The sequence below is a fragment of the Nonomuraea sp. NPDC005692 genome (genome assembly GCF_040631115.1).
In the GTDB taxonomy this organism is placed as follows: Bacteria; Actinomycetota; Actinomycetes; order Streptosporangiales; family Streptosporangiaceae; genus Nonomuraea.
Genome location: NZ_JBEXYU010000036.1, coordinates 1 through 14,706, shown reverse-complemented (window position 1 = coordinate 14,706; position 14,706 = coordinate 1). Strand labels below are relative to the sequence as shown.

The following is a 14,706-nucleotide window of genomic DNA, read 5'->3' as shown; positions in this document are numbered from 1 at the left end:
TTCGCGACCTCGTCCGCCGAGATTCACAGGACGATCTTGTGGACCGGTTGTGAAGACTTGAAAAAGCGGGAGGGCGGTTCAGATGTGCTGTGCTGGGCTCGGGGGCAGAGAGATTCGGAGCGGAATCCGGCGTTAACGGGTTCCCACTGGTCAGCGAGCCGAGGCTTCCTTGCCTCCGGAAGCGGCTGGCGCCGGATTCCGTCGTGCATGCCTGTCGACTTCCTGAGCGAGTCAGAAGCGGCGAAGTGCGGCCGTTACGGCGGTTCGTCCACCCGGGCCGATGGAAAAGATCTTCGACATGGCCCTGATCAGGGGACATCGCGGCCGACACATCCGGTGAACCGCTACCGCTACGACGGCGGCCCGCTGATCGGTCCCGCAGGCGGCGAGGTCGTCCTCGAATGCCGGACGGCCGGCCCCGTCCCCCTGCCCGAGCGGTCGCCGACGGTGGCACGGCGCGCCGGCATCGACCTCAACCCCCTCGACGTGACCGACGACGAGGACGTGCGCTGGCTGGAATGCCTGGTCTGACCGGAGCAGGACGACCGCCTGCGCCGCCTGCCAGGCGCCGTCCGCGTCGCCCGGTCCGAACCCGCCCATCTGGCCACCGGCGGCCTCACCCACCTGGTCGGGGACCTCCTCACCCAAGCTCCTCCGGGCGCGACCCCGGTGATCTTCCGTCCGTGGACCGCCATCTGCCCGATCCGGCACCGGCTTCCTTCGTCCTCGCCCTGAACGGCCGCCACCTGGCCCGCGCAGGCCCGCACGGGTCCTTGACGTGGATACCGGCACAACGTTGATCACCAGAAGCTGTGCAGGTTTCGTAAGGATCCCGCGATGTCCCCACGCTCACTCGTGCTCCCGGCAGCCGCGCTCTGCACGGGCGCCCTCGCGGCCCTGGCGTACTTCCACGACTCCGACCTGCTGCTCCTGAACGACCATCTGAACCATCCGTTCGCGCTCGGCGCGCTGACCTGCGTCCTGGCCGCATGTGCCGCGGCGAGGCTGCGGCTCGGATGGCTGCGGATCCTGGTCATGGTCCTCGCCTGGCTGGGCACGAGTGCCGCGCTGCTGCTGGGAGCGGTCCTCCTCATGTTCTCCTCGATCGAGGAAGCCGGCTTCGTGGACGGGCCGGATCCGTACCGGGTCCGGCTGCAGCGGTCGATGGCGGGGCTCGGCCCTGACTCGGTGATGTGGCTCAGCCTCCGCAGGGACGCCGGCCTGTTCAGCAAGGAGTGGGACCTCGGCTGCTTCAACGACGACGACCCCGACGACGCCTTCGACTCGGTCACCTGGACGGGCCCGACGTCACTTGAGATCCAGGTGGCCGACGGCCGGACGTTCCCCGTAGCCCTGAACCCCGCCTCCGGCGGCCCCCGGACCACCACCGCCCTCAACTGCTGAGGAGGGCCCGAAAGACCGGCGGCGTGCGTGCGGGCCGCGGACGAGGTGGACGAAACGGGCGACGATGACGGCGGCGGCCGCCAGTGCCGCGGTGGCGGCCCAGACGTACGGCGCGAGCCACACGTACGTGATCAGCGCCGGCGTGCCCGCCCTGTGCGTGGCGAGGCCGAGGAGGTCGGCGAGCGACCCGCGCGGCAGCGCGGACCGGAGGGCGGCTGGCATCCCATCGGTCCGGACGGCCACGCGATCGCGGGTGCGCAGAGCGTGGTCAACCTGGACCGGACGCAGGCCGCCGCCGTCCAGCCGGGCCCCGGCGGGGGCGTCCCGGCGACCGGCGAATCGGCGCCGCAGGGCGACGGCGGCTCCGAGTCGGCGGCCGGGCGTGTGGCGGGGTTCTGAACGACGCCGGCACGCTGCGCGCCGGGGTTCACGCGGGCGGGGTGTAGCCGCGGGAGCGGACGAAGTCCAGGGTGAGCTCGGTGAAGGCGCGGGCGGCCGCGCTGCGGTAGGCGCCCTCGCGGTGCAGGAGGGTGACGGTGCGGCTGGGCAGCGGCGGGTCGAGGGGGACGGGGGTGAGGTGCGGGTGACCGTGGGCGATGGCGTCGGGCAGGACGGTGGCCAGCGGGGCGCGGCGCACGATCTCGGTGAGGGCCTGGATGGAGTTGGCCTCGACCGCGATGCGGGGTGCGGCCCGGTGGCGGGCGAAGTAGGCGTCGATGTGGCCTCGGGTGGCGAAGTCGCCGCTGAGCAGGGCGAGCTGCTCGTCCCTGAGCGCGCGCACCGGTAGAGGGGCGGGCAGCGTCCGGGCGCGCGGGGTGCCGGTGACGAGGCTGAGCGTCTCGGTGAACAGCGTGGTGGGGGTGACGCCGGGCAGGTGGGGGCCGGCGAAGGCGATGCCGAGGTCGAGGTCGTCGGCGAGCAGGGCCGCTTCGACGCGGTCCTGGGTCGTCTCGGTCAGGGTGAGGTCGACGGCCGGGTGGCGCACGTGCAGCTCGGCGGTGAGCGGGCCGATCAGGTAGGCGGTGAAGGTGGGGGTGACGCCCAGCCGCAGGTGGCCGCGGGACAGGTCCTGGACGTCGTGCACGGCGCGTTCGGCGGCGGCCAGGTCGCGAAGCGCGCGCCGGGCGTGGTCGGTGTAGACGGCCCCGGCGTCGGTGAGCCGTACCGTGCGGCCGGTGCGGTCCAGCAGTTGCACGCCCAGGGTCCGCTCCAGCTGCCTGATCTGCTGGGAGAGCGTGGGCTGCGAGATGTGCAGCTCCTCGGCGGCGCGGGTGAAGTTGCCGTGTTCGGCCACGGCGAGCAGGTAGCGCAGGTGACGCAGTTCGAGAGCGGCCATGGACAAACTATAGATGGAGCCAATGGATTCCAGGCGGAACGCCTCTTGGACACTATAGGGCCAGGTCATGCATGCTGGATGTCAGCAGCCCGCAAGGGCCGGCCACCGCCGAAGGGAGTGACCATGCAGGACCTCGCCGAGGGCGTCGCCCGTTTCCAGCGGGACGTCTTCCCGGCCAAGGCGGAGCTCTTCGCCCGTCTGGCCACGCATCACACACCGCACACGCTGTTCATCGGCTGCTCCGACGCCCGCGTCGTCCCCGAGCTGATCACCGGCACCGAGCCGGGTGACCTGTTCGTCATCCGCACCGCCGGCAACCTGGTGCCCGCCTACCGTCCCGAAGCCGACGGGGTGGCCGCGAGCATCGAGTACGCGGTCGCCGCCCTGGGCGTGCGGGACGTCGTCGTCTGCGGCCACTCGGCGTGCGGCGCGATGACCGCGCTCGCCGAGGAGCACGACCTCAGCGGCGCCCCGACGGTCGCCGCCTGGCTGCGGCACGCGGACGCCTCACGGGCCCGCACCGCCGCCCACGGTGACGTGCCGGCCCTGGTGCGCCAGAACGTGCTCGCCCAGCTGGCGAACCTGGCCACCCACCCCTCGGTCGCCCGCGCGCTGGCGGCGGGGAAGGTCGCCCTGCACGGCTGGGTCTACGACATCCCGACCGGCCGCGTCGAGGACCTGACCGCCGCCGCGGGCACCGCGCTCACGGCCTGACCCGGCCCCGGGCCTCCCGCTCGCGGGAACCCGCATCCATCCCGACATCACCCTGAAGAGAAGGACGTACCGACACATGGTGCACGCACAGTTCGACCCCGCCGCCCGCCAGGCCCTGGCCGCCGCCGCCGTCGAGGCCAAGATCCGGAAGGACCTGTCCTGGCAGCAGATCGCCGACGCCGCCGGCCTGTCGGTGGCCTTCACCACCGCCGCCGTCCTCGGCCAGCACCCGCTGCCGGAGAGCTCCGCCCGGGCCGTGGCCGAGCTGCTGGACCTCGACGAGGACGCGGCGAGGCTGCTGCAGACCATCCCGGTCCGCGGCTCCATGCCGGACCGGATCCCGACCGACCCGACCATGTACCGCTTCTACGAGATGCTCCAGGTCTACGGCACGACCCTCAAGGCCCTGATCCACGAGCAGTTCGGCGACGGCATCATCTCCGCGATCAACTTCCGGCTCGACGTGAAGAAGGTCGCCGACCCCGAGGGCGGCGAGCGCGCCGTCATCACCCTGGACGGCAAGTACCTGCCGACCAAGCCCTTCTGACCGGGCCCCTTCCCGTCCCCGCGGCGCCGCCCCGCCGGCGGCCCGCCCGACCACTTCCGGAGGACCTTCATGGACTTCGTCCAGCGCACCATCGACCTCGCCCGCCAGAACGTCGCCGAGGGCGGCCGCCCGTTCGCGACCGTCATCGTCAGGGACGGCGAGCTGCTGGCCGAAAGCGCCAACAAGGTCGCCCAGACCGGCGACCCGACCGCCCACGCGGAGATCCTCGCCATCCGCGAGGCCTGCACCAGGCTCGGCACCGAGCACCTGACCGACGCCACCATCCACGTGCTCGCCCACCCCTGCCCGATGTGCCTGGGCGCGCTGTACTACTGCTCCCCGGCCGAGGTCGTCTTCCTCACCACCCGCGCCGCCTACGAGCCCCACTACGTGGACGACCGCAAGTACTTCGAGCTGAACACCTTCTACGACGAGTTCGCCAAGCCCTGGCAGCAGCGCCGGCTGCCGATGCGCCACGAGCCGCGCGCGGACGCCGTCGAGGTGTACCGGTTCTGGCAGGAGCGCAACGGCGGCGAGCGCCGCGTCGCGGGCGCGCCCACCACCGCGTAGGGCGCCGGAGCAGACCTCAGGCGGCCGGCGGGGCCTCAGCCCGGCTCGCCGCTCCCGTCGAGCGAGAGCGGGCCGAGGTCGGCGGCGGTCCTGGCCAGCGCGCGGACGGCGGGACCGTCGGCGGTGGACGACCACACCAGGGCGAACCGCAGAGCCGGGGCGTCGTGGAGCGGCACGAAGACGACGCCGGGCGGCCGGTTGTAGCGGGCGGCGATCTCGCCCAGCGGATGGACGCACTGCCCGGCGGCGACCAGGGCGAGGATCTCGTGGAACGTACGCGCGACGGGCCCGCGGGGGATGCGGCGGCCCAGCGGCGTGCGGGTGGGGACCATGGACGCGACCCAGTACTCCGGGGCGGCGGGGCCCAGGTCGACGACATGCTCGTCGGCCAGGTCCTCCAGCGACGCGCCGCCACGCCCGGCGAGCGGATGCCCGGCCGACACCGCCAGCACCCGCCCGGTGACAAGCACGGTGGGGCCGACGGTCAGGTCGGGTTCGGCCACCGGCAACCACAACACGTGCGCGTCGGCGTCCCCGGCGCGCAGGGCGGCGAACGGGTCGCCGCCGGTGACCTCGCTGAACCGGACGTCGGCGCCGGGGTGACGGGCGCGGAAGGCGTCGACTAGCGGGCGCAGCTCGTAGCCGGCATGGCCGAACACGCCCAGCCGCAGCGTGCGGCCCGCGCCCACCCCCGCGGCCTCGGCCCGGGCGAGCCCCTCCTGGAGCAGGTCGTAGGCCTGCCGCAGATCCTCGCGCAGGCGGCGGCCGACCGGGGTCAGCGCCACGCGCCGGCTGGTGCGGTCGAACAGCACCACACCGATCCGCCGTTCCTGCCTGCTGATGGCCTGGCTGACACGCGCCTGCGAGACGCGCAGCCGCTCGGCGGTCCGGCCGAAGTGCAGTTCCTCGGCGAGCGTCAGGAAGATCTCGATGTCCCTCAGCTCCACGGATAACCCCCATGTTATGGATCGCCCCACGAACCCTACCTTGTTCGGCCTCCGACCGGCCTCGATGCTGGACGCACCACCTGAGCGAGGGGGAGATCCACATGAGCGACATGCAAGCCATAGCCGACCGCGTCGAGATCGAGGCGCTGCGCGGCGAACTCACCGACGCGGTGATGACCCGCGACTACGACCGCGTCGAATCCCTGTTCACGCCCGGCGGCGTCATGCGGTGGCCGCACATCGGCAAGGAGTTCGTCGGCCGGGAGGCGATCCGCGCCGGGATCGAGTGGGGGCAGGGCCTCTGGGAGTTCTTCGTGCAGAACGTCCATCCGGGTGTCATCCGGATCGACGGCGACACCGCGACCGGCCGGGCCTACATCCACGAGTTCGGGCGGATGCGCGACGGCGGCTCCCACGCGAATTACGCCCTCTACCACGACCGCTACCAGCGCACCGGCGACGGCTGGAGGTTCGCCGAACGCGTCTACGAGGTCAGGTACCTCGACGACAGCCCGCTGCCGGGCTCGGCCCCCGCCGGCGACCAGGAGCGACCGGCATGACGAGCAGCCTTCGCGACCTGACCGGCGACTACGTCCTCGACCCGGCCCGTACCCGGATCGGCTTCGTCGCCCGGCACACCGTCGGCCCCGCCGTACGCGGGTGGTTCGACCGGTTCGCGGGATCCGGCCACCTGGACGGTGACGACCCCTCCGGGTCGAGCGTCGAGCTCACCGTCCAGGCGGGCAGCGTCCAGACCCGCAACCCGCAGCGCGACCGGTATCTGCGCGGCAAGTACCTCAAGGACGCCGACCACCCGGTCATCACCTTCACCTCGAGCCGGGTGGAGCGGACCGGCGAGACGGCCTTCCAGGTCACCGGGGACCTGAGCATCCGCGGCGTGAACAACCCGATCACCGTGGAGCTGGAGCTGACCGGCGACGGGGACGACCGCCCGCTGCGGCTCAGGGGCGGCGTCACGATCGACCGCACGGACTGGGGCGTGAAGTGGAACGCCGCCGCCGGACTGGTCGCCAGGAAGGTGGCGCTGGAGCTCGACCTCGCCGCGGTCCGGCGGCCCTAGCGGACCAGGAGCCCGCGTCACCGGCCGAGTTGCTGGGCCAGGCCGACGATGATCCCTTCGGGGCCGCGGACGTAGCAGAGCAGGTAGCTGTCCTCGAACCGCTCCAGCGTGCCGACGAGCTCGGCGCCGTGCGTGCGCAGGCGGGCGATGACGTCCTCGACGTCGTCGACGGCGAACATGACGCGGCGGATGCCCAGCGTGTTCGCCGGCGGGTCCTTCGGCTCGGGGCGGATTGGCTTCGGCGTGTGGAACATGGCCAGCTCGATCCCGCCCGCGCCGCCCGGGATCCGCAACATCGCGACCTCCTGCCGGACGCCGTCGAGCCCGATGACCCGCTCCGCCCAGCGCCCCTCGATCGGCCCCCTGCCCTCCAGCTCCATGCCGAGCTCAAGGAAGAACGCGATCACCGCGTCAAGGTCTTCGACGACGATGAGCACGTTGTCCATCCGCTGGATCGCCACGCCGGGCCTCCTTCGTCAGTGCGGCCGCCTGCCGGCCGCCGATGTTCCCAGGACGGAGCCGGCGCCGCGTTCTCGACACGCCGCCGGCGGAATGCCGGTCCCACCTTGGCCCGCCGGGCGGGCCGCCCACCAGATGCGGATGTCATCGGGCGGCCCGTGAATCTTCGGGCCCGCCGGTCAGGCGCTCGCCGGCGGGGTGAAGAACGCCCGCACGTCCGCCACCAGCAGGTCCGGCACCTCCAGCGCCAGGTACGCGCCGCCGCGGTCGAGCTCGGTCCAGCGCCGGACGTCGGCGTCCCGCTCGGCGAAGCGGCGGATCGTCACGTCGTCCTTGGCCAGCAGCACGGCCGTGGGGACGGTCACCCGCGGCTTGGGGGCGTAGGCGCCCGGGTCGTGGCCGAGCTCGTAATAGAGGTTGGCGACCGACCCGGCGGTCGCGGTGAACCACATGAGGCTCACGTCGGTCAGGACCCGGTCGCGGGAGAAGGCGTCCTCGGGCAGCTCGGCGCGGGAGTCGGTCCACTCCTTGAACTTCTCCACGATCCAGGCGAGCTGGCCCACGGGCGAGTCGGTCAGCCCGTAGGCGAGGGTCTGCGGGCGGGTCGACATGATCTGGTTGAACCCCAGGCCCTCCTGCATGAAGGTCTGCATGATGCCCAGGCGGCGCTGCTCGTCGGCGGTGAACTCGCCCTCGTCCGGAGAGGGGAAGGCGACCCAGGCGTTGACGTGCACGCCGACCACCCGATCGGGCTCCTGGCGGGCCAGCTCCAGGGCGAGGTTGGCGCCTCCGCCGCCGCCCTGCGCGCCGTACCGGTCGTAGCCGAGGCGGGACATCAGCTCGGCGAAGGCCGCCGCCGTACGCGGGACCGTCCAGCCGGGCTCGGTGACGTAGCCGGACAGGCCGACCCCCGGGCAGGACGGCACCACGAGATGGAAGTCGCGCGACAACTCGTCGAGCACGTCGAGGAAGCCGATCGTGCCGCCCGGGTTGTCGGGCAGGAGCAGCAGCGGCAGGGCGGTGCCGGAGCTCGACCTGATGTGGAAGAAGTGGATGTCCTGCCCGTCGATCTCGGTGACGAACTGCGGATGCTTGTTGTACTCGGCCTCCGCCGCACGCCAGTCGAAGTCGTTGAGCCAGTAGTCGGCCAGCCCCTTGAGATAGTCCAGCGGCACGCCGCGGCTCCAGCCCCGCCCGGCGATCTCCCGGGTCCACCGGGTGCGGCGCAGGCGTTCGTGCAGGTCATCGAGGTCGGCCTGAGGAATGTTCACGCTGTACGGCTTCATGTCGACCAACGGTAGAGAGAGCCCGAAAGATCAGCATGAGTCATCGCATAGGTAATGTCTGACCCATGTTGCGGGGGCGGGACCACGAGTTGACGATCATCGACGGACTGTTGGACGGCGCCCGGGAAGGGGTCAGCGGCGCCCTGGTCGTCCTGGGGGAGCCCGGCATCGGCAAGACCGCACTGCTCGGCCACGCCGAGGTGACCGACGCGCACGTCCTGCGGACGACGGGCATCGAGGCCGAGGCGGAGTTGCCGTTCAGCGCCCTGCACCTGCTGCTCAGGTCGGTGCTCGGCCGGCTGGAGCACATCCCGGACCGGCAGGCGGCCGCCCTGCGCGGCGCCTTCGGGCTCGGCGAGAACGGCGCGGGCGACCGGTTCCTCATCGGGCTGGCGGTGCTGTCGCTGCTGTCGGAGCTGGCCGAGAACGGGCCGTTGGTCTGCCTGGTCGACGACGCCCAGTGGCTGGACCACGCCTCGGCCGAAGCGCTGCTGATCGCGGCGCGCAGGCTGGCGGCCGAGGGCGTGGTCATGGTGTTCGCCGCGCGGCCGGGGTTCGAGGCCAAGGGGCTGCCCGTGCTGGAGCTGTCCGGCCTGGACGAGACGGCGGCCGCCGAGCTGCTCGACTCAGCCGGCCCGGCCCTGGCCGCCGCGGCCCGCCGGCGGATCCTCACCGAGGCGGCCGGCAACCCGCTGGCGCTCCTCGAGCTGCCCAAGTCGCACGGCCCCGCCGACGAGCCTACGCTCACCGCCCGCCTGGAGGAGGCCTTCGCCGCCCAGGCCGACGGCCTGCCGGCCAGTGCCAAGGTCCTGCTCCAGGTCGCCGCCGTCGACGGCACGGGCGAGCCGGGCGTCGTGCTGGCCGCCGCCGGGACGCTGGGCAGCACGCCGGAGGACCTGGAGCAGGTGCTCGCCGCCGGACTGGTCGTCTGGGGCGAGGGCAAGCGGCTGGAGTTCCGCCACCCCCTCGTGCGCGCGGCCGTCCGGCAGCGTACGCCGCTGGCCCGGCAGCTGACCGTGCACCACGCGCTCAGCCAGGCACTGGACCGGACCGCGGACGCCGACCGCAGCGCCTGGCACCTGGCCGCCGCCACGCTGGCCGCCGACGAGCGGGTGGCGGCCCGGCTGGAGTCGGCCGCCGACCGCGCGCGCTCCCGCGGCGGGTACGCCGCCGCCGCGGCGGCCTACGAGCGCGCCGCCGCGCTGAGCCCGGAGCTCGGGGACCGCTCGCGCAGGCTCACGCTCGCCGCCGAGGCGACCGAGTTCAGCGGCCGCTTCGACCGGGCCAGGACCCTGGCCGAGGACGCCGGCGATCCCGGCACCGAGCTGACCTCCCGGCTGATCCGGGTGCGCGCGTGCTCCGACTACGGAGAAGGGCACCTCGCCGGAGCGCACGCGATGTTGTCGGCGGGCGTCGACCACCTGGCGATCACCGATCCGCGCTCGGCCGCCTGGCTGCTGCTCGACGCCGCGTCCATGATCTGGTTCGACGGCGACCGCGACATGGCCTGGCGCACCGCCGAGCAGCTCGACGCGCTCCAGGTGCCGCCGGACGACGAGGTCGTCCCGGTGCACCGGTTGTCGCGCTGGTTCATCGCCATGGCGCTCGGCCGGCCGGCCGACGGGCTGCCGCCCCTGGCCGAGGTGGTGGAGTCGGCCCGCGCGCTGGCGAAGGCCGACCGTCGCGGGCTGCTGCTGATCGGCGGGCTGGGCCTGGCCGAGTACGACGCCCGTACCCACATGCTGGCCTCCGCGGCCACCGCCACGATGCGGGCCGAGGGCATGGTCGGCCTGCTGCCGCAGGCGCTGACGTTCCTCTCCAGGGTCGAGTACGCGCGCGGCCGCCACGCCGAGGCGCGCAGCCTGGCCACCGAGGCCGTGGCCATCTCCGGCGACACCGGCCAGCCCGCGTGGGCGCGCCAGGCCGCCGGGCTGCTGGACCGGTTCGCGGCGGTCCGGGGCGAGGCGCTCGATCCGGCCACCGCGCACCCGGGCGCGCTCGCCCTGCTCGACCTCGGTCAAGGACGTTCCGAGCAGGCCCTGCTCAGCCTGGAGTCGCTCGTCTACGGGCGCTCCCGCAACCGCATCCAGGCCATGCACCACGTGCCCGACCTGGTCGAGGCCGCGCTGCGCAGCGGCAGGATCGCCCGTGCGGCGGAGCCGTTCGCCCGGCTGGAGTCGTGGGCGGCGACGCTGGGCCAGCGCTGGGCCGACGCCCTGGTCCTGCGATGCCGTGCCCTGCTGGACACCACCGGCGACCCCGGCGCGCACTTCCGCGCCGCGCTGGCCGTGCACGAGCGGCCCTTCGACCGGGCGCGCACCGAGCTCCTGTACGGGGAGTGGCTGCGCAGGGCCCGCCACACCGGCGAGGCCCAGGAACGGTTGCGGGCCGCGCTGGAGGTGTTCGAACGGCTCGGCGCCGAACCCTGGGCCGAGCGGGCGCGTACGGAACTCGGCGCCACGGGCTGGAGCGCGCCACGCCGCACCGGCGCTGACCGCTTCGCGCGGCTCACCCCGCAGGAACGGCAGATCGTGCAGCTGGCCGCCACGGGGCTGTCCAACCGGGACATCGCCGCGCACCTGTTCCTGAGCCCGCGCACGGTGGGCCAGCACCTGTACAAGGCCTTCCCCAAGCTGGGCGTCACCGCCCGCGGCCAGCTCGCCGGCCTCACGCTCGACGATTGAGCCTCGGCAGCCCGACGAGGGAGCCCCCGACGCCTGGCTGGTCTTCGACGACCGGTACGCCCCCGCACCCGATCGGCCTGCACACCGTGCACATCCTGGCCGTCGAGGGCCGGCGGGTGCACGTCCGCAACCTGGAGGCGCTCGACGCGACCCCGATCCTCGACGTCAAGCCCCTGCTCACGCCCCACCGCTGACCTCGGGCGCCGCCCTACCAGCCGTCCGGGGGATCCGCCGGGCCCTGGTCGCCGGCGGTCGTCCGGCGGGACAGGGGGTGGCCGGGGCGGACGAGGCCGGCGTCGTACGACACCACCACCACCTGCGCCCGGCTGCTCAGCCCCAGCTTGGCCATCAGCCGGTTGAGATGCGTCTTGACCGTGCCCTCGCTCACCGACAGCCGCTCGGCGATCTCCCTGTTCGACAGCGCGTGCCCGACCAGCCGCAGCACCTCCGTCTCGCGCCCGGTGAGCCGGTCGAGGGAGGGGGAGGGCAGTGGGGCGGGCGGCTCGGTGAACGCCTCGATCAGCCGCCTGGTGGCGGCCGGGGCCAGCAGGATGTCGCCCGCCGCGACCGTGTGGATGGCGGCGATCAGGCGCTCGGGCGGGGTGTCCTTGAGCAGGAATCCGCCGGCGCCCAGGCGCAGCGCGTTGTAGACGTACTCGTCGAGGTCGAACGTGGTCAGGATGAGCACCTTGGGCGGCGGGTCGTGCGCGGCGGCCAGGATGCGCTCGGTCGCCGTCAGGCCGTTGATGCCGGGCATCCTGATGTCCATGAGGATCACGTCGGGCCGCAGCGTGGCGGCCAGGCGCACGGCCTCCTCCCCGTCGGCGGCCTCGCCCACGACCTCCAGGCCCGCGGCGCGCAGCAGCGCGGCCAGACCCGCGCGGATGAGCACCTGGTCGTCGACCACGAGGACTTTGATCTCGCACCTGCTTCACGGTCGTCACGGCGGCCGATCGTCGGCACCGGGTGCGGGGAGCGGGAAGGTCGCCAGCACCTCGAACCCGCCCCCGGGCAGCGGCCCGGCGGTGATCGACCCCTGGTAGAGCCTGACACGTTCAGTCATGCCGATCAACCCGTGGCCGCCGGAAGGCCCGTCCGCCGCCTGGACGGCGGCGCCGTCGTTGCTGACGCGTAACGTCAACGTGGCCGGGCCGTAGCCGATGTGGATCTCCACCCGGCCGGGGTCGGCGTGCTTGAGCACGTTCGTCAGCGACTCCTGGACGATGCGGTAGGCGCACAGGTCGAGGCCGGACGGCAGCGGCCGGGCCCGGCCCTCGACGACGAGCTCGGTGCCGACGCCCGCCCCGCGCATGCGCTCGACCAGCGGATCGAGGGCCAGCAGCCCCGGCGCGGTGGCGTAGAGGCCCTCGTCGTCGTCGTGGGCCTCGATGCGCAGGATCGACAGCAGCCGGCGCATCTCGGTCAGCGCCTCGTGGCTGGTGTCGGCGATGACGCCGAGCGTGGCGTGGGCGGTGGCCGGGTCGCTCAGCGCCACGTAGCGCCCCAGCCCGGCCTGTACGGAGATGACCGACATGTGGTGGGCGACGACGTCGTGCAGCTCGCGGGCGATGCGCACCCGTTCGCGGGTGACCGCCCGCCGGGCGGCGGCGCCCTGCTCCGCGCGCAGCTGCGCGGCCAGGTCGGCGAGCTGCCCGGTGCGCTCCGACAGCAGCCGCACGCTGGTGCCCGCGCCCACCCCGCAGGCCGCCACGATGCACGACTGCGCGGCGGCCGACCACAGCGCGACGCCGGGCTGCTGCGCCGAGGCGTAGGTCCACTCGACGACGATCAGCACCGAGCCGGCCGCGCACCACGCCCACGACCGGTGGGCGGCCACGGAGTAGAGCGCCACCAGCGGCCCGATGCTGTTGAGCCCGAGGTGGTAGCCCAGCACGTGGTAGACCAGCGAGGCGCCCACCGACACCAGCAGCACCGCCACCGGCGTCACCCTGCGCAGCGCCAGCGGCGCGTTGACCAGCACGGTCAAGGCCACCGACAGGGCGTCGCCGGGCCGGCCCCGGCCCGGCTCGAACATCTCCCACAGCCAGGTGCCGACGACGAGCGTCAGGGCCACGGCGCCGTCGAGCAGCAGCGGGTGGACCGCGAACACCCGCCGGAGAAGGGACGGGGCGGTGAAGGGCACCCGTCACGCTAACCCCGGCGCCACCCCCGGCGCATCAAACCGGGGGTGGACATCGACTGCCGCGGAAGTTGCAGACCCCCGCTCCTGGTGCCGGGCCTGGTACCCGCGCGAGCTGCGTTTCTTCGCCGTGCCGCGGATGACCTGGTTCAGCGTCCGGCACGCCGGGCAGGCCCCCGCGGTCGGCCCGGCGTGCTCGGTCGGCAAGGACGCGCGAGCACGCTCGCGATTGCCGCGCTCCAACGTCTTCTCACGGTTGCTCCTCGGCTGCGGCCCTGGTGGCAGGCGTGACGGGATCCCGGCACGTTCCGGGACACGGGCGATGCCGAGAGCTGCCAAGACGGTAGGACCCGCGGCATGCCGGCGGCGTCAGCCCGGGGGTTGAGAAGATCGTCAACTTTGGCGGTACGAGCCCCGCGACCCCGCCCGGCGCCGGGGACGTGCCGCGCGTCCCGCCCCGGGCTGATTTCCGCATCACCCTCACGAGTGACGAGACCGGGCCGGGCAGCGGCCACGATGGAGCGATGTCGCGAACCTCTCGTCACGAGGAGACAGCCGATGGGGAACGGTGCGGAGGGCTCGGACAGCAGGGCTCGGACGGCGGGGCCGGGGAGGCGGGCGGCCGGGCGGAGGACGTGCGGTTCCGGGTGCTCGGGCCGTTCGAGATCCTCGGCGCCCGCGGCCCGATCAGCCTCGGGGGGCCGCGGCAGCGTGCCCTGCTCGCCCGGCTGGTGGCCGCCGCCGGGACGGTCGTCTCCACCGACACGCTGATCGAGGACCTGTACCAGGGCAGGCCGCCGGCGACCGCGGTGGGCTCCGTCCACGTCTACGTGTCGAACCTGCGCCGGGTGCTGGAGCCGGCACGCGCGCCGCGCACGCCGCCCCGGCTGCTGGTGGCCCGCAGGCCCGGCTATCTCCTGGCCACCACGGACGTCGACGCGCTGCGCTTCGGCAAGCTGGTCACGGACGCCGAGCTGCGCCCGCCCGCGGAGGCGCTGCCCCTGCTGGAGGAGGCACTCGGGCTCTGGCACGGCGTCCCCTACGGCGAGTTCGCCGACGAGCTGTGGGCCGCCGCCGAGGTGAACCGCCTGGGCGAGCTGCGCATGAACGCGATCGAGTCCCGCGCCCAGGCGCTGCTGGACGTCGGCCGCCCGCAGCCGGTGATCCACGAACTGGAGTCCGAGACGGCGGAGCACCCGCTGCGGGAACGGCTGTGGTGGTTGCGCGCCCTGGCTCTCTACCGGTCCGGGCGGCAGGCCGACGCGCTGGCCACCTTACGCAGAGCCCGGAAGGTCATCGCCGACCAGCTCGGCCTCGATCCCGGGCCCGAACTGCGGGAACTGGAGAAGGACATCCTCCGGCAGGCGCAGTCGATCACCCCGCCGCCCGAGCCGGGCCCCGTGCGGCTGTCCCTGGTCCGTCCCGAGGCCGTCGCGCCGGTGCCGCGCGGCGGCGCGGCGGCCGGCGAAGAACGGTAGAGCACACTTCTGAAAACCAGTCACAACCACAAGAATATCGTATGACCTCTAGTGTTTTAA

At 73.3% G+C, this 14,706-nt stretch carries 16 protein-coding genes and 1 pseudogene; 11 read left to right on the top strand and 6 right to left on the bottom strand.

Features of this window, described 5'->3' with window-relative positions:
- Positions 1 to 207 precede the first annotated feature (207 nt).
- The 3 genes and pseudogenes from ABZ459_RS44120 (at position 208) to ABZ459_RS44110 (ending at position 1,803) form a co-directional block, all read left to right on the top strand.
- Positions 208 to 735 (top strand): annotated as a pseudogene (locus ABZ459_RS44120) (DUF2332 family protein).
- Positions 736 to 837: 102 nt separating this feature from the next.
- Positions 838 to 1,404 (top strand): hypothetical protein, encoded by a 567-nt coding sequence (locus ABZ459_RS44115; RefSeq protein WP_357984428.1) that lies wholly within the window; start codon positions 838 to 840, stop codon positions 1,402 to 1,404.
- A gap of 153 nt (positions 1,405 to 1,557) precedes the next feature.
- Positions 1,558 to 1,803 (top strand): hypothetical protein, encoded by a 246-nt coding sequence (locus ABZ459_RS44110; RefSeq protein WP_357984425.1) that lies wholly within the window; start codon positions 1,558 to 1,560, stop codon positions 1,801 to 1,803.
- 28 nt (positions 1,804 to 1,831) lie between these two features.
- On the opposite strand, the gene cynR is transcribed toward ABZ459_RS44110, so the two are convergent.
- Positions 1,832 to 2,740: a transcriptional regulator CynR gene (cynR, locus tag ABZ459_RS44105; RefSeq protein WP_357984422.1), complete on the bottom strand. Its 909-nt coding sequence runs from the start codon at positions 2,738 to 2,740 to the stop codon at positions 1,832 to 1,834.
- Positions 2,741 to 2,863: 123 nt separating this feature from the next.
- Between cynR and ABZ459_RS44100 the strand changes: the two genes are divergently transcribed.
- The 3 genes from ABZ459_RS44100 to ABZ459_RS44090 all read left to right on the top strand — a co-directional run bounded on the left by ABZ459_RS44100 (position 2,864) and on the right by ABZ459_RS44090 (position 4,571).
- Entirely contained in the window at positions 2,864 to 3,454 is a 591-nt protein-coding gene (locus tag ABZ459_RS44100; protein WP_357984419.1) for a carbonic anhydrase, read from the top strand.
- Positions 3,455 to 3,530: 76 nt separating this feature from the next.
- A complete protein-coding gene (cynS, locus tag ABZ459_RS44095) occupies positions 3,531 to 4,001 on the top strand; it encodes a cyanase (protein ID WP_357984415.1) in 471 nt (156 codons plus the stop codon).
- 69 nt (positions 4,002 to 4,070) lie between these two features.
- Entirely contained in the window at positions 4,071 to 4,571 is a 501-nt protein-coding gene (locus ABZ459_RS44090; protein ID WP_357984412.1) for a nucleoside deaminase, read from the top strand.
- Between the two features lie 35 nt (positions 4,572 to 4,606).
- Here the strand turns inward: ABZ459_RS44090 and ABZ459_RS44085 are convergent, their stop codons facing one another.
- A complete protein-coding gene (locus ABZ459_RS44085; protein WP_357984409.1) occupies positions 4,607 to 5,518 on the bottom strand; it encodes a LysR substrate-binding domain-containing protein in 912 nt (303 codons plus the stop codon).
- Between the two features lie 101 nt (positions 5,519 to 5,619).
- On the opposite strand from ABZ459_RS44085, the gene ABZ459_RS44080 reads away from it, so the two are divergent.
- Positions 5,620 to 6,078 carry a nuclear transport factor 2 family protein gene (locus tag ABZ459_RS44080; protein ID WP_357984405.1) on the top strand — a complete coding sequence of 153 codons (459 nt, stop codon included), beginning with the start codon at positions 5,620 to 5,622 and terminating at the stop codon, positions 6,076 to 6,078.
- Positions 6,075 to 6,599, top strand: a complete 525-nt coding sequence (locus tag ABZ459_RS44075) for a YceI family protein (RefSeq protein WP_357984402.1) — start codon at positions 6,075 to 6,077, stop codon at positions 6,597 to 6,599. Before ABZ459_RS44080 ends, ABZ459_RS44075 begins: the two co-directional genes overlap by 4 nt.
- Positions 6,600 to 6,616: 17 nt before the next feature.
- On the opposite strand, the gene ABZ459_RS44070 is transcribed toward ABZ459_RS44075, so the two are convergent.
- On the bottom strand, positions 6,617 to 7,045 hold the full coding sequence (locus ABZ459_RS44070; RefSeq protein WP_357984612.1) for a VOC family protein: 429 nt from the start codon (positions 7,043 to 7,045) through the stop codon (positions 6,617 to 6,619).
- A gap of 192 nt (positions 7,046 to 7,237) precedes the next feature.
- Positions 7,238 to 8,344 (bottom strand): epoxide hydrolase N-terminal domain-containing protein, encoded by a 1,107-nt coding sequence (locus ABZ459_RS44065; RefSeq protein ID WP_357984399.1) that lies wholly within the window; start codon positions 8,342 to 8,344, stop codon positions 7,238 to 7,240.
- A gap of 65 nt (positions 8,345 to 8,409) precedes the next feature.
- On the opposite strand from ABZ459_RS44065, the gene ABZ459_RS44060 reads away from it, so the two are divergent.
- Both ABZ459_RS44060 and ABZ459_RS44055 read left to right on the top strand, forming a co-directional pair.
- Positions 8,410 to 11,028 (top strand): AAA family ATPase, encoded by a 2,619-nt coding sequence (locus ABZ459_RS44060; protein ID WP_357984396.1) that lies wholly within the window; start codon positions 8,410 to 8,412, stop codon positions 11,026 to 11,028.
- The gene (locus tag ABZ459_RS44055; RefSeq protein WP_357984393.1) at positions 11,025 to 11,222 is read left to right on the top strand and encodes a TrmO family methyltransferase; all 198 of its coding nucleotides are present in this window, start codon (positions 11,025 to 11,027) and stop codon (positions 11,220 to 11,222) included. The genes ABZ459_RS44060 and ABZ459_RS44055 overlap by 4 nt, the downstream gene beginning before the upstream one ends.
- A 14-nt stretch (positions 11,223 to 11,236) precedes the next feature.
- Here ABZ459_RS44055 and ABZ459_RS44050 read toward each other — a convergent pair whose 3' ends face one another.
- The gene (locus ABZ459_RS44050) at positions 11,237 to 11,935 is read right to left on the bottom strand and encodes a response regulator transcription factor (RefSeq protein ID WP_357984390.1); all 699 of its coding nucleotides are present in this window, start codon (positions 11,933 to 11,935) and stop codon (positions 11,237 to 11,239) included.
- A gap of 33 nt (positions 11,936 to 11,968) precedes the next feature.
- Complete coding sequence (locus tag ABZ459_RS44045) at positions 11,969 to 13,171, bottom strand: histidine kinase (RefSeq protein WP_357984387.1); 1,203 nt, start codon at positions 13,169 to 13,171, stop codon at positions 11,969 to 11,971.
- Between the two features lie 521 nt (positions 13,172 to 13,692).
- Between ABZ459_RS44045 and ABZ459_RS44040 the strand changes: the two genes are divergently transcribed.
- On the top strand, positions 13,693 to 14,646 hold the full coding sequence (locus tag ABZ459_RS44040; RefSeq protein ID WP_357984384.1) for a BTAD domain-containing putative transcriptional regulator: 954 nt from the start codon (positions 13,693 to 13,695) through the stop codon (positions 14,644 to 14,646).
- The last annotated feature ends 60 nt before the right edge of the window (positions 14,647 to 14,706 follow it).